The sequence below is a fragment of the Streptomyces acidiscabies genome (genome assembly GCF_020010905.1).
Taxonomy (GTDB): Bacteria; Actinomycetota; Actinomycetes; order Streptomycetales; family Streptomycetaceae; genus Streptomyces; species Streptomyces acidiscabies.
Window position 1 is genome coordinate 4,630,144 of record NZ_JAGJBY010000001.1, and the last position, 21,535, is coordinate 4,651,678.

Sequence of the window (21,535 nt, forward strand, 5' to 3'; positions counted from 1 at the left end):
ACCACCGCACGGCGTGCGCCGGTGGTCCGAGCGGCACCGCCCGACACGGCGGCTCCCCGAGCGGCCCACTCCCGCAGCATGCGCCCGCCCAGGCCGGAGCCTCATCAAACCGGCGCCTCCGCCAGCGCGTCCACCCCCACCGTCCCCACCCCCGCATGCCCCGACAACGCCAACGTGAGATCGAACTCCGCCAGCAGACACCGGATCACGTGCTCGACCCCGGGCTGTCCGTCGAGCCCCAGACCGTACGCGTACGGCCGCCCCAGCAGCACCGCCCGCGCCCCGAGGGCGAGCGCCTTGAACACGTCCGCGCCCGTCCGCACCCCGCTGTCGAACAGCACCGTCAGCCGGTCCCCGACCGCCTCGGCGACCCGGGGCAGCGCGTCCGCAGCCGCGATGGAACCGGCGACCTGTCGTCCGCCGTGGTTGGAGACCACCACCCCGTCCATCCCGGCATCGGCGGCGAGGCGCGCGTCGTCGGGGTGGAGGATGCCCTTGAGGACGATCGGGCCGGGCCAGTTCTCGCGGAGGAACGCGAGGTCGGGCCAGGTCTTGCCGGGGTCGGAGAAGAGGCTCACGAAGCGGAGGACCGCCGAGTTCAGGTCCTCCTGCGGTGACTTCGCGAGGCCCGCCAGGAACGCCGGGTCGGTGAAGTAGTTGGCCGTGCCCACCCCGCGCAGGAACGGCAGATACGCCTGGTCCAGATCGCGCGGACGCCACGCGAGCAGCGGCGTGTCCAGCGTGACGACGAGGACGGAGAACCCGGCGGCCCGCGCCCGCCCGAGGAAACTCCGGGTCACCTCGCGGTCCTTGGACCAGTACAGCTGGAACCACCGCTCGGCGTCCCCCATCGCCGAGGCGACGTCCTCCAGGGGCGTGCTGGACGCCGACGACAGCACGTACGGCACGCCCTGCGCGGCAGCGGCCCGCGCCGCCGCCGGTTCCGCGCCGGGGTGCAGGATCGACAGCACCCCGATCGGAGCCAGCGCCAGCGGCGCGCGCAGCGTACGCCCCAGCACCTCGACGGACAGATCCCGCTCGGCGACGTCCCGCAGCATGCGCGGCACGATCCGGCGCCGCTCCAGGGCCGCCCGGTTCGCCCGCGCCGTACTGCCGTCCCCGGCGCTCCCCGCGACGTACCCGAAGGGCCCGGGGCCGAGGCGCCGCCCGGCCATCTCCTCCAGCGCCGTGAGATCCGTGGGCAGCCGGGGCACCGCGCCCGTCAGGCCGTCGAGATAGATCTCGTACTGGAAGTCCGCCAAGTGCTGCCCCATGTCGCTCCCTTACTCCGCGATCTCCCGCAGGACGCGGGCGAGTTCACGAGGCTGAGAGAACATCGGCCAGTGCCCGCTGTCCATACGGACCAGGTCCCAGGACGGATTCTTGAGCAACTCCGTGACCGCCGGGAGCGGTTCCTCGCCGTCGAGCAGGCACTTGATGTACGTCGCCGGGAGGTCGGGCAGCGCGCCGGTGAGGGCGGCCGGCTCGGTGAGGGTCGCGCCCGGGTGCGGGGTCGCGCCCGCGACGATCCGGGCCGCCTGCTCGGGCGTCAGGCCCAGCTCCACGAACTGCTCGACGGGCGGCGCGGGCCAGACCCCGCCGTGCGCCGCGAGCGCCTCCCGCACCCAGTCGCTGTCCCAGCCGTCCAGGTCCCCCTTCCCGTCCACCGGCACGTTCGCGTCGACGAACACGACCCGCCGCAGCCGCTCCCCGATCCGCTCGGCGGCCTGCCCCACCGGCACGCCCGAGTAGCTGTGCCCCACCAGCACCACGTCCCGCAGATCGAGCCGCTCGATCTCCTCGACGATGTCCCGCACGTGCGTCTGCTGCCCCGCCGGCAGATCCCGCTTCTCCGCGAGCCCCGACAGCGTGAGCGGATGGGCCGACGGCAACTCCGCCGCCACCTCGTCCCACGCCCACGCCCCGAGCCAAGCTCCCGCCACCAACACGAATCCGGTCATGTCCGCAAGGTAGCCGACGGCTCTGACAATCCGTCCTGACCAGGCAGAACACCGCTATCGGTGATCGCCGGCACGGGTACGTCCACGGTCTTCGCGAACCGCGCGCCCTCAGGCCCGTACACCGCACGCGGCTCGGGGAAGATCCGCAGCAGCGACAGGAACAGCACCGCCGAGACGGCCAGCGACAGCGGCAGGCTGATGTCGACGCCGTTCGCCAGACCGCCGAGCGGGCCGACGAACTGGCCGGGGATGTTCGTGAACAGCACACCGATCAGCGCCGCCACCCACCACGCGGTCATCCCGCGCCAGTTCCAGCCGTGCGCGAACCAGTAACGCCCGCCGCGTTGACGCCGGTTGAAGACCTGGAGGGCGTCCGCGTCGTACCAGCCGCGCCGCGTCCAGAAGCCCAGCATCAGCACGACCATCCACGGTGTCGTGCACGTCACGATCATCGTCGCGAACGTCGAGATCGACTGCACGACGTCCAGCGCGAACCGGCCCACGAAGATGAACGCGATCGCCAACCCGCCGACCAGCAACGTGGCTTGGACCCGGCTCAGGCGCGGGAACACGGACGAGAAGTCCAGGCCGGTGCCGTACAGGGCCGTCGTACCCGTCGCCATGCCGCCGATCAGCGCGAGCAGGCACACCGGCAGGAAGAACCAGCCCGGCGAGATCGCCAGCAGGCCGCCGACGAAGTCCGGGGCCGCCGGATCGACGTACTTCGGCGCCCGCGCCGCGATGATGCTGGCCGTCCCGAGGCCGAACACGAACGGCAGGAGCGTCGCGAGCTGCGACAGGAACGCCGCGCCCACCACCCGGCCGCGCGGGGCGTTCGCCGGGATGTACCGCGACCAGTCCCCGAGGAACGCCCCGAACGACACCGGGTTCGACAGCACGATCAGCGCCGCGCCGATGAACGCGGGCCAGAACGCCGCGTCCGACGTCGACGAGAACGCGCCCGCGTACGAGGGGTCGAAGTCCCCGGCGAACGCGAACACGCCGACCAGGAACAGGACCGTCGCGGTCGGCACGGCGACCTTGTTGACGAACAGCATGAACCGGAAGCCGTACACGCACACGGTGAGCACCAGACCGGCGAACAGCGCGTACGCGACGGCGTACGACGCGTCCCCGCGCGGGAGGTCCAGCAGGCGGTGCGCGCCGCCCACCAGCGCGTCGCCGCTGCTCCACACGGAGATCGAGAAGAACGCGACGGCCGTCAGCAGCGAGAGGAACGAGCCGACGATCCTGCCGTGCACGCCCAGGTGCGCGGAGGAGGAGACCGCGTTGTTCGTGCCGTTGACCGGGCCGAACACGGCCATCGGGCACAGGATCAGGGCGCCGACGACGACCCCCAGGAGCGTCGCCGCGAGGCCCTGCCAGAAGGAGAGGCCGAACAGGATCGGGAACGCGCCCAGCACGCACGTGGAGAACGTGTTGGCGCCGCCGAACGCCAGCCGGAACAGGTCCAGCGGGCGCGCGGTGCGGTCGGCGTCGGGGATGCGCTCCACGCCGTACGGCTCTACCTCGGTCAGGGACGGGGGGTGCTGGGACGTCATGGGGACTCCAACTGGGCGGCGGCGGAGGCTGGTTCTGGGGGGTGCGGTGACCGTACGGCTCGCGCGCGGGCGCCTGCCAGAGGTTGATTCGTCCACAGTCTGCGGCTGAAGTGGATGGTTCGACCATTGCTTGGGCCGGAGAGTGTCAGGGGAGTGTGAAGGGAATGTTTCAGGTCGATTGCCGAACCTACGAGAACCGGCCATCCGGGCCGGGAAGCGGATCATGAAGCGCTTGCCTGCGGCGTTCTCGCGTTCGAATCCTGTCGCTTCACGCCACTGATTGAATACGCAAGGTTACTGAAACCTGTGGTGTCGATGTGAAGTCCGGCGCCGGACCCGGCAGAGTGGCGTCCGCCGCACGGCACCCACCCGGTGACCGGCGGCACAGACTCCAACCGAGCGGAAGGAAGCACACAATGCAGAACACCGCGCGCTGGGCAGTGATCGGCGGCCTCGCGGCCGTCGCCGTGTGCGGGCCCCTCACCGGGTCCGCATCCGCAGCCCCGTCCGCAGGCCAGGCATCCCTGTACGCGCCGTCGGCCCTCGTGCTGACCGTCGGGCACGGCGAACGCGCGGCCGGTACCACGCCGGCCCGCGCCGTCACCCTGAACTGCGCGCCCACCGCCTCCGGGACCCACCCGGCCGCCGCCCTCGCCTGCGCCGAACTCCGCGCCGTCGGCGGCGACTTCGAGGCGCTCACGATGCGGGCGAGCGGGCCCTGCACCAAGCAGTACGACCCGGTCGTCGTGACTGTCGACGGCGTCTGGCAGGGCAAACGCGTCGCCTACGAGCGGACGTTCGCCAACGAGTGCGTCAAGAACGCGGGCGCCAGCAGCGTGTTCGGGTTCTGACCGCTGCCATCCAGACCGGAGTCGCGGGGTCCCTGTGGACGCCACGAGAGGCTCGTTACTGGGGAGTGCGAGTCCTGGACACGGGAGAGCCTGTGACTCCTAGGACCCCGGGGACCGGAAAGGCGGGGTGGGGCCGCCGCCGGTTCCCGGGGTTCACCCTTGAGGGTCAACTCCCCGGCCCCGAGGGTCGATCCTCGAACTCCGGTTCCTCGCCGGGGATTTCCGTCAGCGGCGGGAAACGGTCCGTCAGCCGCGCGGCCATCAGCAGCCGCCGTACGGCAGACCCGCCGACGACCAGCCGCAGCCTGCCGCCGCTCCGCCGTGCCCGGTCCTCCGCGCGGCACAGTGCCCGCAGGCCCGAGCAGTCGAAGAACTCCACCAGCCGCAGGTCCACGAGGACATCCGGTACGCCCTTCGCGGTGGCCGCGTCGAGATGCTCCGCCAGCAGGTTCGCGGTCGCCATGTCGATCTCCCCGGTCACCTCGACCACGGTGAACCGGCCGCTGGATCTGGTCCGCGCGTACGGATTGGCCGGTGGCGTCATGTCCTGTTCCACCTCGGCAGGGGTCTCGCTCCGGTCCCGGAAGCTACCCCGCACCACCGCGAACCATCCCTTCACAGCACTCCGCAAGATCTAGTTCACTCGACCTGGTGAATATCCCCGCCGGGGATTGACTCCGGGTGCCAGTCCGGGGACGTGGGCAGGAGGCGGACATGCGGGGCCGCCGCTCGCACCAACAGGAAGTCCTTGAGGCGCGGTCTGCCTCGGAGGGTGGGCCTGGTCCGGGGCATCGTCTTCCCTGGGGTCGGTGTCGGGAGAGGGCGGTCAGGGCGCGGTGTCTCCTGGCGGGTGGAGGTGAACTGGCCGACGGTCACGCCACCCCTAGATCCATCCCTGCCGCTCCGCGACGTCAGCGCGACCGTCCGGCACGCCGGTGCCCGCGACGCGAACTCCTTGTCCTCGACCACCAGGACACCGATCACGAACCCGGCCCCCCACCCCCTACGCCAACTGCCTCCGCACCAGCTCGTGCAACCGCCCCCCGACATCCGCCAACAGTTCCCCCGGCGCCCCCTGCTGAGCGATCTTCCCGTTCTCCATCACCACCACCCGGTCCGCGTCCATCACCGTCGACAGCCGATGCGCGATCACCACCCGCGTGGCGTTCAGCTTGCGTGTCGACTCGATGACCACCCGCTGTGTCTCGTTGTCCAGCGCGCTGGTCGCCTCGTCGAAGAAGAGGATGCGGGGGCGGCGGATCAGGGCCTGGGCGATCATCAGGCGTTGCCGCTGGCCCCCGGAGATGGCCCCGGCGCCGGAGACGATCGTGTGCAGACCCATCGGCATCCGCTTGATGTCGTCCGCGAGCCCGGCGAGTTCGGCGGCGGCCATCGCCTCCTCCGGTGTGTACGACTCGGTCCCGCAGATGACGTCGAGGAGGGAACCGCTGAACGGCTGGGCGTGCTGGAGGACCACCCCGCACTGCCGCCGGACGGCGGACTGGTCCAGCGCGGAGAGGTCCTGTCCGTCGTACAGGACACTCCCGGACACCGGACGGTCGAAGCCGATCAGCAGCCGCAGCAGAGTCGACTTGCCGCACCCGCTGGGCCCCACGACCGCGACGAACTCACCGGGCCGCACCTCGAAGGACACGTCGTCGAGGACGAGCGGCCCGTCGTCGGAGTACCGGAAGGACAGCCGGCGAGCCTCGATCGCCCCGGTCAGCGGCCCCGGCCGGGTCGCCGCGCCCCGAACCTCCGGCGTCGCCTCCAGCACGGGCCGGATCTCCTCGAACAGCGGCAGCGCGGCGACGGCGGAGACGAACGCCCCGGTCAGAGACGTCACCGAGGTCAGCAGCATCGTCACCGACGTGTTGAAGGTGAGGAACGCGGACGCGGACATGCTCCCGCGCGCGGGCCCCGCGAGCAGCATGAACATCACCAGCGTGCACACCGGCAGATACACCGCGCCGAGCACGGCGTTGAGGTTCTTGATCCGCCCGAGCCGGTGCTGGAGCTCACGGCTGCGGGCGAACTCGGACGCCCAGGCGGCGTACGCGTAGTTCTCGGCGGCGGCGACCCGCAGCTTCGGCAGCCCCCGCAGCGTCTGGAACGCCTGGTTGTTCAGCTTGTTGGACAGGACGACGAGCCGCCGCTGCCACCGCACCTGCCACAGCCCGAGCCCGAGGAAGACGGCGCCGATGACGACGAGCATCCCGATCGCGGCCATCGCCATCGGCACGCTGTACCAGAGCAGCAGCCCGAGGTTCATCGCACCGACGGTCAACGACTGCGCGACGGACGGCCCGAGCCCCGCCATCAGCCGCCGGATCGCGCTGATCCCCATCGCCGCACTGGCGAGTTCCCCGGTGGAGCGGGCCGAGAAGAACTTGGTCGGCAGCCTCAACAGCCGGTCCCACACGGCAGGTTGGAGCGTCGACTCGATCCGCCCTTCGAGCCGCAGGATCGTCAGGTTCTGCAACAGGATGAACGCGGCGGCGACGACACTGCTGAGCATCACCGCCAGACACACCTGGACGATCAGCCCCTCCTGCGCGCGCGGCACGAACTCCCCGAGCACCTTGCCGGTCGCGATCGGCACCAGCGCCCCGATCGCGACGGTCACCAGCCCGCTCAGCAGGAGCACCGAGAGGTCGCCCCGGGTCCCGCGCATGCTGAACCGCAGCAGACCCAGCGGACCCATCGGCCGGTCGGGCAGCGGCCGGTAGAACATCACCGCGCGCGCCTCGAACTCGCTCGCGTTCGCCTTCTCGACCGGTGTCTCCCGCCCGGTCCCGGGATGCACGGCGACGTACCCGCCACGCCGCCACAGCAGCGCGACCGGCGACCCGGACAGCGCCCGGTGCCCCACGAGAGGCCCCACGTCGTCCCGCCACCAGCGCCCGTCGAGCCGGATGGCGCGCACGCGCACACGGGAGGCGAGGGCGACCTGTTCGACGGGGTCGAGCCGGTCGTTGACGGCGCCCATCCGCGCGGGCTCGGTCAGCGCGATCCCGGCGGCCTGGGCGGCCAGCTTGCACGCGGCGAACGTGGCATCCGCGTCGGCGGACGTCGTACGCCGGGACGCCGACGGCTTCCCGATGGACGCCAGCAGCGTCCGGTCGGCCTGGACGCGGACCGCCTCACCGGCCTTGATCCCGGCGGCGGCACGCGTCTCGTGGGTGCGTTCGAGCTGCTCGATCCAGCGGTCGAGGGTGGTGAGGAGCCGGTACTGCTGGTCGACCATGCTCTGCCAGACGGCCGGGTCCATCAGCAGGTCGGCGGCGGCCTCCTGGCCGTACAAGGTGCCGTACTGGACGCTGCCGGGCGGCACCTGCATCCAGAAGACGTCCTCGTCGGTGACCTCGGCCGCACCCATGGGGGCCTGGAAGAGGATGGAGAGGCTGCGGCCGACGCCCAGGGATAGGGCGTACTCCAGCGGACTGGTCGTCAGCGGCGCGTACTGCGGATTGCCGTACTCGTCGTACGACCACACCTCCTGAGCGACCGGCTGATACAGCTCCCGCAGGTTGATCCGGTGCACCGCACAGTCCCGCACCGGCCGCGCCACCAGCGTGTGCTGCGCCCCCGCCACCGGACCCAGCAGCAGCGAACCCGTCTCCAGGCGGCCGAGATGGTGCCAGTGCCCCTCCTGCCCCGCGTCCACCGCGAACAGGTCGAGCGCGCCCGACGCGACGAGCCACAGCACCTGCGGCCCCTCCAGGTCCAGCCGCGCGGAGCCCGCGCAGTCGAACCGTGTGCCCGACTGCCCGAGCGCACCGAGAACCAGGTCGCCTTCCTGCACCGTCACCGCTCCCTCACCAGCGCCGCGTACGCGCCACCGCGCGCCACCAGCTCCTCGTGCCGTCCGCGCTCCACGATCGTGCCGTGCTGGAGGACGACGATCTCGTCGCTGTCGCGGACCGTGCTGAGCCGGTGCGCGATCACCACGCAGGCGCAGCCGCGCCGCCGCAGGTTGTCCATGACGACCAGCTCGGTCTCCGCGTCGAGCGCGCTGGTCACCTCGTCGAGGATCAGCACGCTCGGCTTGCGCACCAACGCCCGCGCGATCTCCAGGCGTTGACGCTGGCCGCCGGAGAAGTTCCGGCCGTCCTGCTCGACCTTGCTCTGGATACCGCCCGGCCTGCGCGTCACCACGTCGTACAGCGCCGCGTCCCGCAGCGCCTCGGTCACCGCCTCGTCCGTGATCGACGGGTCCCACAGCGCCACGTTGTCGCGGACCGACCCCTCGAAGAGGAACACCTCCTGGTCGACGAAGGACACCGACGCGGCGAGCGCGCCGCGCGGGATGTCGTCCAGGCGCTGTCCGTCGATGCGGATCACGCCCTCCCAGGGGGAGTAGAGGCCGGAGAGCAGGCGGGACACCGTCGACTTGCCGCTCCCCGAGCCGCCGACCAGCGCGACCTGCTGACCCGGGCCGACGGTGAGGTCGAAACCGGACAGCAACGGCTTGTCGAGGGGGCTGTACCCGAAGGTGATGTTCTGGAGTTCGACGTGTCCGCGCAGCCGCCGCGTCGAGTCGGCGCCGCCGGGACGGTCGTACAGCGGGTCGGCGCGGAAGTTCTCCACGTCCTTCAGCCGGGCCACGTCCGCCGCGAAGTCCTGGATCCGGCCCGCGACGCCGTTCAGGCGGGTCAGCGGGGCCGTGAAACGGGCCACCAGCGCCTGGAAGGCGACCAGCAGACCCACCGAGATGTGCCCCTCGATCGCCCGCATCCCGCCGATCCACAGGATGAGCGCGCTGTTGAGGGTCGCGAGCGTCGGCGCGACCACACCGAGCCAGGCGCTCGGGACGCCGAGCCGCTGCTGCTCCTCCAGGGTCGTCGCGTGCTGCCCGGCCCACTTGCGGAAGTAGCCGTCCTCGCCGCCGGTCGCCTTCATCGTCTCGATCAACTGGAGCCCGGTGTATGCCGTGTTGGTCAACCGGGCGTTGTCCGCGCGGAGTTTGGCCGTACGCGTCGCGCGCAGCCGGATCACGACCCGCATCGCGACAATGTTCAGGAGGGCAACGCCTATACCTACGAAGGTGAGTTGGGGGTCGTATGTGTAGAGCAGTACGGCGTACAGGACGACGACCACCGCGTCCACGCCCGCCGAGGCGAGGTCGCGGGCCAGGGTCTCGGCGACCGCGTCGTTCGACTGGAGGCGCTGCACCAGGTCGGCCGGGCTGCGCTGGGAGAAGAACGTCACCGGCAGCCGCAGCAGGTGGCGCAGGAAGCGGGCGCTGGAGAGGGTCGAGGAGATGATGCGGCCGTGGTGGAGGTTGGCCTGCTGGAGCCAGGTCAGCGCGATGGTCAGCAGGACGCAGGCCGCCATGGACGTGAACAGGACGCCCAGCAAAGAGGTTTGGCCGCCGATGAGGAACATGTCGATGTACTGGCGGCTCAGCGCCGGGACCGCCGCGCCGACCAGGACGAGGAGGAGGCTCGCGAGGACGGCCGCCGGGAGCGTACCCGCCGTACCGCGCAGGCGTGCGGGCATCGCGCCGAGGACACCCGCCTTGCGGCCACCCCGCTCGAACTCCTCGCCGGGTTCCAGGACCAGGACGACGCCCGTGAAGCTGCCGTCGAAGTCCTCCATCGGGACGAACCGGCGCCCCTTGGCAGGGTCGTTGATGAAGACGCCGCGGCGGCCGAAGCGGCGGCCGATACCGTCGTAGACGACGTAGTGGTTGAACTCCCAGAACAGGATCGCCGGGGTCTGGACGCCCTCCAGGGCCGCCAGGTCCATCTGCATGCCCTTGGCGGTGAAGCCGTAACTGCGGGCCGCCTTCAGGAGGTTGCTCGCGCGCGAGCCGTCCCGCGAGACGCCGCACGCGATGCGCAGCTCCTCCAGCGGGACGTGCCGGCCGTGGTGCGCGAGGACCATCGACAAGGAGGCGGCCCCGCACTCGACGGCCTCCATCTGGAGCACGGTCGGCGTACGGACCGTCTTCACGGCGCTCACGGCAACAGCCAGTCGACGGGCCGCTGATCGGCCAGCTTGATCGAACCGCTGGCCAGCGTCATGGAGTCGAGCCCGTACGGCGGCCCCTCGGCCGACGACCAGCGGTAACCGCTCTTGGTCCGCGCGGACTTGTCGAGCTGGACGAGCACCGCGACCGGCCGTCCCTTGCTCGTGAACTGCTCGCCGAGCTGCTGGTCACCGAGGAACGCGGCGATCTGCTGCGCCGACTGGGCCGCGCGGTCCACCGACTTCACGTGGCCGCGCAGTACGCCGTACTGCTGGGTCGGGACCGTCTGGACGGTGAGGTCGACGGCGGCGTTCTCGGGGATCGTGGCCGCGTTCTGCGCGGGGACGTAGACGGTCGCGTACAACGGGTCGCCGGCCTTCGCGACCTTCTCGATCGCGGCGACGTTCGCGCCGGTCGAGATGATCTGGCCGATCGTCGCGGCGAGCGCGGTGACGCGTCCGGCGGCGACCGTACGGACGACCGCGTCGCCCTGCGCCGTCCGCACCTGGAGCAACGGGGCGTTCGCGCCGAGCCGTTGGCCCTCCTGCGCGAGGACGGCGGTGACCTGTCCCGCCGCCGGGCTCTGGAGGATGTAGCTGCCCTCGCCGTGGGTGAGGACGGCGGGCGCGCTCACCGTGGAGGCGACCGAGCCGGTGACCGCCCACACGGACCCGGCGGCCAGCGCGACGACCGTCACCGCCAGCACCAGCCAGCCCTGCGGACGCGCGAAACGCACCGGCAGGTCGAGATCCTCCGGCGACTGGAGCTTGGTCAGGGCCTGTTGGCGGAACTGCATACGACCTTCACTGGACGGGCGGAGAGCAGCTGGCGGAAAGCAGCGAAGAGCCCCGGAGCCGGGTCACGGCTCCGGAGCTCAGCGACTGTGAGGCGTCGATCAGAGACCGGCGACCAGGTTCGTGACCGGGGCCACGCTCAGGCCGGTGACACCCTCGACCGTGCTGACGGCGGTGTTGAGAACACCGGAGACCGGCACGATGCCGTCGACCAGGTTGGTGACGGTGCCCAGCGCGTTGAGGGTCAGGCCGCCGGAGACGTTGTCGAGCTCGGCGTCGGAGATCTCAACGGTCTGGATGGAGTCCATGATGGAACTTCCCTTCCTGATGGTGTTCTTGAGGGGGTGACCTCCGTAGGCCGGAGGAGCGGGCCCCCTCGGGGGGACGACTGGATCAAAGCAGTCCCGCACCCGGGCTTCCAATCAACCGACGGTCACCTGAGGGCAGTTGGGGCCCGATGAGTGCGGAAGCGTGCAGGCACGTCCACAGCGCGCCGCCGAGTTCTTCACACGAAGGCACTTGATCGCTCGGATGAGCGTGGTGCGCTGTCGCGGCGAATCCGGCACTCCCGCGCCAAACGTTGCGACGCCTTTGCCGAGTTGTGCAGGAAGCGCGCCCGAGGTGACTCCGATGAGCAATCGATGTGCAGATTCCTCGCACCGGGGATTCGCCCGAGAATTGTCGGCGGAATGTTACTGAACGGTCACTCTGGGGTTCGGTGCCGGGGGTTCCCGCCAGGACCGGCGGTATTGAGACACCGGCGTGACCGGCGCGGACGTACAGGAGGGCGTCCTTCCTCTTCTGGTGGGCGAGTTGCCCGGACCGGTTCTGTCAGTTTCGGTGCCGGTCAGCGGCATATGGGGGGTTGGCCGATTACCCGTCGCCGCCCGGCCGTTCGCAAAGAAACGGGAAACCCGTTTGAACGCCCTCCCAGGGACCCGCGTACTCATGGCCAACCAAGGCGCCGCTGTACGGAGCTGCCGACGAGGCAGCACAGACCCCGTCCCCTCAGGAGGTCGAAGAAGTTGAGTCACAAGCGAATCCCGAAGCGCAAGGCAGCGATAGCCGTGGGCGGTGTGGCCGCGCTCGGAGCGGCGGCACTCCTGCTGCCCAACGCGAACGCTTCGCAGGACGGTGACACGAACGCCTCCTCCGTCGCGCCGAAGACGCTGAAGTCCTCCGGTGACGTCTCCGGCCTCGCCTCCCAGCTCTCGAAGATGCTCGGCGACGCGTTCGCCGGCTCGTACTACGACGCCGACGCCAGCCAGCTGGTCGTCAACGTCGTGAACGTCTCCGGCGACCAGAACAACGCCGTCGAGCAGGCGGAGAAGGCCGGCGCGAAGGTCCGCGAGGTCGCCAACAGCGCCGCGAAGCTGAAGTCGGCCGCGCAGACGCTGAAGGCGCAGGCGACCATCCCCGGCACGTCGTGGGCCGTCGACCCCAGAACGAACAAGGTTCTCGTCACCGCCGACTCCACGGTCACCGGCTCCAAGTGGAACCAGCTCGAATCGACCGTGAACGCGCTCGGCTCGAACGTCGCCACCGTCAAGAAGTCGGCCGGCACCTTCAAGACGTTCCTCTCGGGCGGTGACGCCATCTTCGGTGGCGACGCCCGCTGTTCGGCCGGCTTCAACGTCACGGCCGGCGACGGCTCGCCCGCCTTCCTCACCGCCGGGCACTGCGGTGTCGCCGAGGAGAAGTGGGCCGACGCTGCCAACGGCCAGCCGATCGCCACCGTCGACCAGGCCGTCTTCCCCGGCGACGGCGACTTCGCGCTCGTGAAGTACGACGACGCGACCACGCAGGCGCCGAGCGACGTCAACATCGGCGGCGGCCAGAACGTCCAGATCCTCCAGGCCGCCGACGCGACCGTGGGTACGCAGGTCTTCCGGATGGGCTCGACCACCGGCCTCAACGACGGCCAGGTCGTCGGCCTCGACGCGACCGTCAACTACCCCGAGGGCACCGTCACCGGCCTCATCCAGACCAACGTCTGCGCCGAGCCCGGCGACAGCGGCGGCTCCCTCTTCACGCAGGACGGCAGCGCGATCGGCCTCACCTCCGGCGGCAGCGGTGACTGCACGGTCGGCGGCGAGACGTTCTTCCAGCCGGTGACGACGGCCCTCCAGGCGACGGGCGCGACGCTGAACGGCGCGGGCGCCGGTGCCGGTGACCAGGCGGGCGGCGGTGCCGATGACCAGGCCGGGAACGGCGCGGGCGACCAGGCCGGTAACGGCGCAGGTCAGGAGGCCGGCAACGGCGTCGGTGACAACGGCGCAGACAACGGCGCGGGCCAGGAAGCCGGTAACGGCGTCGGCCAGGAAGCCGACAACAGCGGCCTCGAAGGCGGCGACGGCCTGAACAACAACCAGAACAACAACCAGGGCGTCGACAACAACCAGAACCAGAACAACAACCAGAAGCAGAACCAGCAGAGCGGCCAGAACAACTGATCCACCGCTGACAGGAGTCCGGCCCTCTCCCCCCACTGGAGGGCCGGACTCGTCACATCTCCTCCGCCCGCAGCAACAGCAACGCCACGTCGTCCAACCGGTCCTCCGCCGCCGCATACCTCCCCACCAGCGCGTCCGCCACCTCCTCCAGCGACCGCCCCCCGTGCTCGCCCAGCCGCCGCGCCAGCCCCGCCACCCCCTCCTCGATGTCCACCCCCGGAATCTCCACCAGCCCGTCGGTGTACAGCGCCAGCACCGCCCCCGGCTCCAACGCCACCTCGGTCGTCGGATACGAGGCCCCCGCGTCGATCCCGAGCAGCGGCCCCCCGGCGAGATCGAGCACCCGCACCCGCCCGTCCGCCCTGCGCAGCAACGGCGGCGGATGCCCGGCCCGGGCCATCACCACCCGCCCCCGCGCCGGATCGAGCCGCAGATACAGGCAGCTCGCGAACAGCTCCGCCCCGAGGTCCAGCAGCAGCCGGTTCGTCCCCCGCATCACCTCCCCGGGCTCCTGCCCGACGGTCGTGTACGCCCGTACGGCCGTCCTGAGCTGCCCCATCAGCCCCGCCGCCGTCACGTTGTGCCCCTGCACATCCCCGATGACGGCCGCCGCGTACGGCTTGGAGGGCACCAGGTCGTAGAAGTCGCCGCCGATCTCCATGCCCCGGGTGGCCGGCAGATAGCGGGCGGTCGCGCACAGCCCCGGCAGCTCAGGCAGCGAGTGGGGCAGGAGCGCGGCCTGGAGCCCGTGCGCGAGCCGGTTCTTCGCGTCGTACAGCAGCGCCCGGTCCAGGGCCTGCGCGATCAGCCCCGCGAGGCTCGTGAGGACGGCCCGCTCGTGGGTGGGGAAGTCGTGCGGCTCGGCGTACGCGAGGACGCACGCGCCGACCGGGCGGCCGGAGGCGATCAGCGGCAGATAGGCCCAGGCCGCGAAGCCGTCCGGGGTCGCGTGCCGGTCCGGGTAGAGGTGTTCGAGCTGCCGCCGGGAGGCGAAGAACGCGGGCAGCCCGGTCGCCAGCGCGTGCGTGCCGGGCGTGCGGTCGGTGAGCGGGAGGCCGTCCCAGCGGTCCACGGTCGCCGGGTCCGGATACCCGTGCTGCCCCAGCACGTGCAGCCGCCCCGCCTGCGACCCCAGCAGCACGAGCGCCTGACACCCCACGGCCGGCGCGATCTCCCGCGCGACGAGGCGTACGACGTCGGCGACGCTCACCGTCTCCGTCAGCGCGCCCGACAGGCTCAGCGCCTGCGAGAGCGTGACCAGTGGCGGGGACTGAGCGCTCGGCTCCCCGGCCTCGGCGCGGGCCCGCCCGATCCGTACGCTCAGCCCGTCCGTCCCCGGGTACAGCCGGAACGACAGCCACTCCGCCGGCGGCTTCAGCGCCACGAACGACGTCGGGATCTGGCCGATCAGCGCGGCCCGGTACCGCTCCTCGTACCCCGGGTCGTCCAGCCACGGCACCGACGCCCACAGCCGGGTCCCCGTCAGCCGGGCGACCGGCACGCCGAGCAGCCGCGCGGCGGCGGCGTTCGCGAAGTCGACGCGCCCGTGCAGGTCCAGCGAGCACAGGCCGTACGGCAGCCGCGCCACCAGCCGCGCGGCCTCCGGCGCCGTACCCGTCCCCAGCTCGACGACGTCCCGCTCCGCGCCGACCGCGTCCGCCCGCTCCAGCCGCAGCGCGAGCCGCCGGCAGCCGCCGGTGAGTCGGCGCCGCTCCTCCTCGGACAGCTCGGCGGGGCGCCCGCCCGGCCAGGTCACGAAGACGGCGCCGTAGACAGTCGAAGGCGTCGCGACCGGCAGGGCCGCGAGCGCGAAGGGGTACGGCAGGACGACCGCGATCCGCGGGAAGCGGCGGGCCATCTCCACCTCGTCGGCGACCCACACGAGCCGCCGGTCGCGCACCGCCTCGGCGACCGGCAGGGGCGCGCTCAGCCCGACCCGCTCCCAGGGTGCGGCGAAGGCGCGGGGCAGCCCCGCCATCACCGCCATCTCCAGGACGGGCTCCTCCTCCGACAGCAGGTACACGGCCCCCGAGAGGGCGCCCACGGCGTCCATCATCGAGGTCAGCCCCTGCGACAGCGGCGGCCCCGCGGCCGGCGGCACCTCCACCACGACCACCTCCTCGCCCGGCGGTGCGGTCGGGAACAAATCTCTCCCGATACGGCGCGGAGCGCACGGCGAGGAGCGGCGGGAGCGGCGGGGAGCGGCGTCCAGAACGGGTTCCCGTACCCCCTCGAACCGTTCATAGGCACCCGAATCGAAGCGCGGGACGGCATCCGGGCGCCGTACGTGCGCCCCCGCGCATCGCCCTGGCCGGTTCTTCGCGCTCCGAAACTGAGGCAGGCGCCAAGAATGGGGCACGCATCAAATGACGAGCCGGTGGGCGGGCGAGCCGAAGGGACGTAAGTGATCCGGGTACTTCTGGTGCACGACGAGGGACTGGTGCGTACGGTGCTGGCGAGATGGCTGGCCCGGGAGGGCGACCTGCGGGTGCACGACACGCCGTGGCGCGGCGCGTCCGCACGAATACGCGGCGTAGGGCCCCTCGTGTGCGTGGCCGACCTCGACTGCGCGGACAGCTACGGCATCCCCCCGCTGGGCGAACTCTGCGACCCCGGCGGCGACCGCATCGCCCCCCGCCTGCTGGTCCTCGCCAGCGCGAACCGCCCTGGCCTGCTGAAACGTGCCCTCGAAGCGGGGGCGCTCGGCTACGTCGACAAGGCGGGGCCGCCCGAGCAGTTACTCGACGGGATCCGGACCGTCGCTCAGGGGGAACGTTTCATCAACGACTCCCTCGGGTTCGGATTCCTCAAGGCGGCCGAGATGCCGCTGACCCGGCGGGAGCTGAGCGTGCTGACGCTCGCCGCGGAGGGGGTGTCCATGGCGGAGATCGCGGGGCGGCTGCATCTGTCGCACGGGACCGTGCGGAACTACATGGCGGCGATCACCCGCAAGACGGGGGCGCGCAACCGGATCGACGCGATACGGATCTCGCAGGGGCAGGGGTGGTTATGAGGATGCTGACCAGCGGCCCACGAGGTCGCGGTACAGGGGTGAGCTCTCCAGGAGTTCCCCGTGCGTGCCGTACGCGGTGTTCGCGCCGTCCATGACCAGGACGCGGTCCGCCCGGCGGGCCGAGGCGATGCGGTGCGCGACGACGATCAGCGTGCCGGGGCGCTCGGCGAACGCGCGCTCGGCTCTCTCCTCGGCCGCCGGGTCCAGGTGCGAGGTCGCCTCGTCCAGGAGGGCGAGGGGGGCGGGGGAGAGGTAGGCGCGGGTCAGGGCGATGAGCTGGCGCTCGCCGGTGGAGAGGGCGGCGGGGTCCACGGGGGCGTGCGGGCCGCCCAGGGTACGCATCAGGCCGGCCATTCCGACGGCCTCGGCGCCGGCCCACAGCTCGTCCTCCGGTACGGGGTCCGGGCACAGGTGCGTCAGGTTTTCGGCGAGGGTGCCGGTGAACACGTACGCCTCTTGGGGGATGAGGACGCGGTGCGCCTTTGCGTCGGGGGCCGCTCTGCCGCCGATCTTTATCTCGCCCTCGGTCGGGGTGAGGGTCGCTGCGATCAGGGCGGTGAGGGTGGATTTGCCGATGCCGCTGGGGCCTACGACGGTGAGGTGGGCGCCGGGGGGGAGGGTGAGGGAGAGGTGGTCTAGGACGGGGGTGGAGGCGGGGCCGTAGGCGAAGGTGAGGTTGGTGAGGGTCAGGGTGGGGGCGGGAGTTGGGCGGGACGTTTGTGGTGGGGGTGAGGGGTGTGTGGGGGGTGGGGGGCGTTCTGGGGGTGGTGGGGATGGGCTTGCTGGAGTTGGTGTGGGGGTGGGGATTGAGCATGTAGACCTGGAGGGAGGGGGCGTTGGGGAGGGTGGGGTTTCTGGTTGCTCGGGTTCCGGCGTTGGAGTGGGGGTGGGTTCGGAGGGGCTGGGAGAGGGGGGTGTCGGGTCGGAGGGGGCTGTGGGGGTGTGGGCACCGGAAGTTGGTGGGGGGTTGGGGAGGGGCGGGTCGGTGAGAGGCAGGGTGGAGAGGGGCGAGGTGGATCGGGGCGGGTCGGAGAGGGGTGGGTCGAATCGAGGCGGGTCGGATCGGGGTGGGTCGGTGAGGGGCGGGGTGGATCGGGGCGGGTCGGAGAGAGGCGAGTCGAATCGAGGCAGGTCCTTGTGGGCGGCGGTGCCGGGCGGTCGGGGTGGGGTTCGGTGAGGGGCGTCGAGGGGTGCCGGGGCGGGAGTGGGGTCCGGCGCAGGTGGCGTGTTTGCCGTGAGGCGGCGTAGGACCACCGTCAGGCGTGAGCCGCTTGTGCCGAGGCCGTGGACCAAGGCGTTCAGAGCGGGGAGCAGGGACTGGGTGACGTACGCGAACGCGCCTAGCAGGGCGCCGGGGGTGACGTCGTGGGTCAGCAGCCAAGGGGTGGTCAACAGGAGCAGGACGACGGGGAGTTCGCCCCCGATCGCCAGCGCGATGACCCGGGTGACGCTCCAGCGGGCCAGCGCGCGGGACGCTCGGAACTCCGCGTCGATGAGACGTGCGGTGCTCTGCTCGACGTCCCGCTCCGCACCCGCCGCGGTGATGTCCCTCAGCCCTGGACAGACCGTGCCGAGATGCGCAGCCAAGGCCTCGTCCGCACGGAGGTACGCCTCCTGGCGTCGGGCCAGGGGGCGGAGGGTGAGGGCGAAGAGGGCGACGCCTGCGGCGAGGGGCGGTAGGACGACGATCAGCAGGGCCGGGGCGAGGGAGAAGAGGCCGACGAGGGCGCCGACGGACGTGAACACGAAGGAGCGGGAGACCATGACGAGTCCGGCGAAGGTGTCTCGCGCGATCTCGACTTGCTGGGTGAGCCCGGAGAGGGCACCCCGATCGGCGTCCCGTACGCCTCGCCGGACCACCCCTGTGACCAGCCGGTCCCGCAGGGGCTCTACGAGATCGGCGACGCACCTGTACACCCGGCCGGTCCCTACGGTGCCCGCAATCACCCCGGCCCCGGCGACCCCGAGCCACCCCATCCCCACTCCGACCCGCCCGGCGAGGAACCCCTCGTCCAGGGCCTTGGCCAATGCGTATCCGAGCAGGAAGGTCTGGCCGGCTTCGAGGAGGGACCAGAGGGTGAGGCGGAGGAGGACGGTTCGGTGGGAGAGGAGGTAGTGGAGGGCGCGGGGGAGGAGGGAGTTGGGGGCGGGGTCGGAGTTGGGTGCGGGTGGGGGGGTGGGTTTGGTGGGCGGTGGGAGTGTTCGTGCTGGAGTTGATGTGGGGGTGGGATTTGAGCATGTAGACGTGGGGAGAGGGGGCGTCGGGGAGGTTCGGGTTTCCTTTTGCTCGGGTACCGGCGTTGTGGTGAGGGCGGGTTCGAGGTGGGGGGCGGAGTCGGGGCTGGAGTTGAGGGCGTCGCGGGCGATGTCGGAGTTGGGGCCGGGGGCGTCGGAGGTGATGCCGGAGTTGGAGTCGAGGGTGTCGGAGGTGAAGGTGTCGGGGGTGAAGGTGGAGACCGGGGTGGGGGCGATGTCGGAATGGGGGCCGGGGGCGGAAGTGGGGGTGCTGGAGGCCGAGTTGGAGTGGGGAGCGGCGCGTGTGGTGTCTGCGTCGGCGCCGGTCCGAGGCAGGGAACGCCCTTCACGACTCACCGCGCCCCCTCCCCGCCAACCTCACCAGCCGTACGCCCCCGATCCGACCCGCCCTGATCCACCTCGCCCCTTTCCGACCCGCCCCTTTCCGACCTGCCTCGATTCGACTCGCCCCTTTCCGACCCGCCCCGATTCGACCCGCCCTGATCCACCTCGCCTCTCTCCGACCCGCCTCGATTCGACTCGCCTCTCTCCGACCCGCCCCGATGCACCTCGCCCCGATCCACCCCGCCTCTCACCGACCCGCCTCCATTCGACCCACCCCTCTCCGACCCGCCTCTCACCGACCCCCCACCAACTTCCGGTGCCCACACCCCCACAGCCCCCTCCGAGCCGACACCCCCCTCTCCCAGCCCCTCCCCACCCGCCCCCACTCCAACGCCGGAACCCGAGCAACCAGAAACCCCACCCTCCCCAACACCCCCTCCCCCCAGGTCTACATGCTCAAATCCCACCCCCACACCAACTCCAGCAAGCCCATCCCCACCACCCCCAGAACGCCCCCCACCCCCCACACGCCCCTCATCCCCACCACAAACGCCCCGCCCAACCCCCGCCCCCACCCCGCCCGAACCTGCCTCACCAACACCCCCCTCCCCAAACAACCCCCGATACTCCGCCACCCCCCACAACTCCCCATGCCCCCCCACCGCCCGAACCCGCCCCCCCTCCACCCAAGCAACCGCATCCGCCCGAGCAGCAGTAGCAGCCCGATGCGCCACCACAACCCGAGTCGTCGAATCCGCCGACGAGAACACCATCTCCGTGATCCGGTGTTCCGTGATCGTGTCAAGGCTGGACAGCGCATCATCGAGGACCAGAAGACGAGCAGGACGAGCGAACGCCCGCGCCAGGCCAAGGCGTTGGGACTCACCACCGGAGCGGGGCGCGTCCGCGCAGGGCGTGGCATACCCCTGAGGCAGGCGCGTGATGAAGTCGTGGGCCTGGGCCTTGCGAGCCGCCCGCTCGACGTCGATGGACCCCCGCAGGCCCAGGGCGATCGTGTCCGCGATGGTCGTACCCAACAGCACAGGCCGCTCGAAGGCACAGGCCACAGACGCACGCAACTCGTCATGGGCGAGCGTGTGAAGGGGAACCCCGTCGAGCAACACCTCCCCCTCAGCAGGATCCGCCAGCCGCGCCGCGATAGCCGCCAACAGCGACTTCCCCGAACCACTGCGCCCCACAACCGCAAGGGTCGTCCCCCCCGGCACGATCAGATCGACCCCGTCGAGAACGACCCGGTCCCCCCGCACAGCCCGCACCCCCCGCAACTCCAACCGCCCAGGCCCAGAAGGCAACCGGCGTCCCCCGAAGGACGGCGCCTCCCGCACATGAACCTCCGCCAGCCGCCGCGCCCCGGCCCGCGCGCGGACGAGCCCCGCCAACTGCCCCGTCAGCACGCCCACTCCGGTCGCGAGGACCGCGTACCGAGACGCCGCGAGGACATCCCCCGCCGACAGCCGGTGCCGGGCGAGCAGGAACCCGGCGACTGCGACCACACCGAGTTGCAGCAACGGCGCGACCGCGACGGCCTGCGCGGCGGCACGCCCCTGCACGTGCCACATCCGCCGCCCGGCGTCGGAGAGTTCGGGCAGGGGCCGCAGGACGCGCGCGGCGTCACGCTCGGCGGAGCCGGCCGCCTGGATCGTACGGGCCCCCTCGACCGCCTCGGAGAGCGCCGCGGCGATCCGCCCCTGAACGTTCTGGTACCGCACGACGCACTCGGACGTATCACGCGCGAGCACCCGCAGCAGCAGCGCCAGCACCGGTGCCCCGGCGAGAAAGACGACGGCGAGCCAGGGATCGAGCACCCCCAGCGCCACCACACCCCCCACCGGCCCGGCCACCGACGCGGCCAGCGCGGCCCGTGCAGCGGGCGACGCCCCCGCCTGAGCCCCGCTCCCCACGACCCGGGCCACCAGATCCCCCGCCTCGAACCGCCCCCGTGGCCCCAGCGCGAGCACCTGCCGCACGACCCCCCGCCGCAGGAAGGCGGCCGTACGGGCGTCGACGGTCCCCGCCAGCACACTCACGAACCCGTCCAGCACCACCCCCACCACCACGAGCCCCACACACCACCCCACCCAGACCCCGGCCTCCTCCCCCCGCAGCAGCAGATCGAGCGCCCGCCCCAGCACGGCGGGCAACGCCAGCCCGGCCCCCGTGGCCCCCACACTCACCACAGCCAGCCCGGCACACCGAACCCCGCTGTGCCGCAGGGCGTCCCTGAGCAGCCCCCGTGTCCGGACCCCCACCGGGTCGTCACTCACCGGATCCCCTTTCCTGAGCGCACGACCCCGGGGGCCGACCCCGTAAGGGACCGACCCCCAGA

14 protein-coding genes are annotated in these 21,535 nt (G+C 71.6%); 3 read left to right on the forward strand and 11 right to left on the reverse strand.

Annotated elements, in window-relative coordinates; genetic code table 11:
* Positions 1-104: 104 nt before the first annotated feature.
* From J8M50_RS21325 to J8M50_RS21335, 3 genes are read right to left on the reverse strand one after another with little or no spacing between them, the layout of a single operon-like run.
* On the reverse strand, positions 105-1,274 hold the full coding sequence (locus tag J8M50_RS21325) for a lactate 2-monooxygenase (protein ID WP_010354538.1): 1,170 nt from the start codon (positions 1,272-1,274) through the stop codon (positions 105-107).
* Positions 1,275-1,283: 9 nt separating this feature from the next.
* Entirely contained in the window at positions 1,284-1,961 is a 678-nt protein-coding gene (locus J8M50_RS21330) for an alpha/beta fold hydrolase (RefSeq protein ID WP_010354537.1), read from the reverse strand.
* Positions 1,958-3,523, reverse strand: coding sequence for a purine-cytosine permease family protein (locus J8M50_RS21335; RefSeq protein ID WP_010354536.1), 1,566 nt, complete (start codon positions 3,521-3,523; stop codon positions 1,958-1,960). The genes J8M50_RS21330 and J8M50_RS21335 overlap by 4 nt, the downstream gene beginning before the upstream one ends.
* 416 nt (positions 3,524-3,939) lie before the next feature.
* On the opposite strand from J8M50_RS21335, the gene J8M50_RS21340 reads away from it, so the two are divergent.
* Positions 3,940-4,374, forward strand: a complete 435-nt coding sequence (locus tag J8M50_RS21340) for a subtilase-type protease inhibitor (RefSeq protein WP_010354535.1) — start codon at positions 3,940-3,942, stop codon at positions 4,372-4,374.
* Positions 4,375-4,540: 166 nt separating this feature from the next.
* On the opposite strand, the gene J8M50_RS21345 is transcribed toward J8M50_RS21340, so the two are convergent.
* The 5 genes from J8M50_RS21345 to J8M50_RS21365 all read right to left on the reverse strand — a co-directional run bounded on the left by J8M50_RS21345 (position 4,541) and on the right by J8M50_RS21365 (position 11,450).
* Positions 4,541-4,918: an STAS domain-containing protein gene (locus tag J8M50_RS21345; RefSeq protein WP_040836769.1), complete on the reverse strand. Its 378-nt coding sequence runs from the start codon at positions 4,916-4,918 to the stop codon at positions 4,541-4,543.
* A gap of 459 nt (positions 4,919-5,377) precedes the next feature.
* On the reverse strand, positions 5,378-8,185 hold the full coding sequence (locus tag J8M50_RS21350; protein ID WP_010354530.1) for an NHLP bacteriocin export ABC transporter permease/ATPase subunit: 2,808 nt from the start codon (positions 8,183-8,185) through the stop codon (positions 5,378-5,380).
* Positions 8,182-10,341, reverse strand: coding sequence for an NHLP family bacteriocin export ABC transporter peptidase/permease/ATPase subunit (locus J8M50_RS21355; protein ID WP_040836757.1), 2,160 nt, complete (start codon positions 10,339-10,341; stop codon positions 8,182-8,184). The genes J8M50_RS21350 and J8M50_RS21355 overlap by 4 nt, the downstream gene beginning before the upstream one ends.
* Positions 10,338-11,144 carry an HlyD family efflux transporter periplasmic adaptor subunit gene (locus tag J8M50_RS21360; protein WP_010354527.1) on the reverse strand — a complete coding sequence of 269 codons (807 nt, stop codon included), beginning with the start codon at positions 11,142-11,144 and terminating at the stop codon, positions 10,338-10,340. Before J8M50_RS21360 ends, J8M50_RS21355 begins: the two co-directional genes overlap by 4 nt.
* Before the next feature lie 99 nt (positions 11,145-11,243).
* Positions 11,244-11,450 (reverse strand): hypothetical protein, encoded by a 207-nt coding sequence (locus tag J8M50_RS21365; RefSeq protein ID WP_010354525.1) that lies wholly within the window; start codon positions 11,448-11,450, stop codon positions 11,244-11,246.
* A gap of 717 nt (positions 11,451-12,167) precedes the next feature.
* On the opposite strand from J8M50_RS21365, the gene J8M50_RS21370 reads away from it, so the two are divergent.
* On the forward strand, positions 12,168-13,595 hold the full coding sequence (locus J8M50_RS21370; protein ID WP_050987244.1) for a S1 family peptidase: 1,428 nt from the start codon (positions 12,168-12,170) through the stop codon (positions 13,593-13,595).
* A gap of 52 nt (positions 13,596-13,647) precedes the next feature.
* Here J8M50_RS21370 and J8M50_RS21375 read toward each other — a convergent pair whose 3' ends face one another.
* Entirely contained in the window at positions 13,648-15,651 is a 2,004-nt protein-coding gene (locus tag J8M50_RS21375; RefSeq protein ID WP_078480858.1) for a SpoIIE family protein phosphatase, read from the reverse strand.
* A 348-nt stretch (positions 15,652-15,999) separates the two neighbouring features.
* Between J8M50_RS21375 and J8M50_RS21380 the strand changes: the two genes are divergently transcribed.
* Positions 16,000-16,608 carry a response regulator transcription factor gene (locus J8M50_RS21380; protein WP_010354522.1) on the forward strand — a complete coding sequence of 203 codons (609 nt, stop codon included), beginning with the start codon at positions 16,000-16,002 and terminating at the stop codon, positions 16,606-16,608.
* On the opposite strand, the gene J8M50_RS21385 is transcribed toward J8M50_RS21380, so the two are convergent.
* Complete coding sequence (locus J8M50_RS21385) at positions 16,603-18,651, reverse strand: ATP-binding cassette domain-containing protein (RefSeq protein ID WP_086014008.1); 2,049 nt, start codon at positions 18,649-18,651, stop codon at positions 16,603-16,605. The genes J8M50_RS21380 and J8M50_RS21385 overlap by 6 nt on opposite strands.
* A 545-nt stretch (positions 18,652-19,196) precedes the next feature.
* Entirely contained in the window at positions 19,197-21,473 is a 2,277-nt protein-coding gene (locus J8M50_RS21390; RefSeq protein WP_010354518.1) for an ATP-binding cassette domain-containing protein, read from the reverse strand.
* Positions 21,474-21,535 lie beyond the last annotated feature (62 nt).

Coding starts and splice junctions, on each gene's coding strand:
- J8M50_RS21325 (WP_010354538.1), bottom strand. CDS start 1,274: ATGGGGCAGCACTTGGCGGACTTCCAGTACGAGATCTATCTCGACGGC.
- J8M50_RS21330 (WP_010354537.1), bottom strand. CDS start 1,961: ATGACCGGATTCGTGTTGGTGGCGGGAGCTTGGCTCGGGGCGTGGGCG.
- J8M50_RS21335 (WP_010354536.1), bottom strand. CDS start 3,523: ATGACGTCCCAGCACCCCCCGTCCCTGACCGAGGTAGAGCCGTACGGC.
- J8M50_RS21340 (WP_010354535.1), top strand. CDS start 3,940: ATGCAGAACACCGCGCGCTGGGCAGTGATCGGCGGCCTCGCGGCCGTC.
- J8M50_RS21345 (WP_040836769.1), bottom strand. CDS start 4,918: ATGACGCCACCGGCCAATCCGTACGCGCGGACCAGATCCAGCGGCCGG.
- J8M50_RS21360 (WP_010354527.1), bottom strand. CDS start 11,144: ATGCAGTTCCGCCAACAGGCCCTGACCAAGCTCCAGTCGCCGGAGGAT.
- J8M50_RS21365 (WP_010354525.1), bottom strand. CDS start 11,450: ATGGACTCCATCCAGACCGTTGAGATCTCCGACGCCGAGCTCGACAAC.
- J8M50_RS21375 (WP_078480858.1), bottom strand. CDS start 15,651: ATGATGGACGCCGTGGGCGCCCTCTCGGGGGCCGTGTACCTGCTGTCG.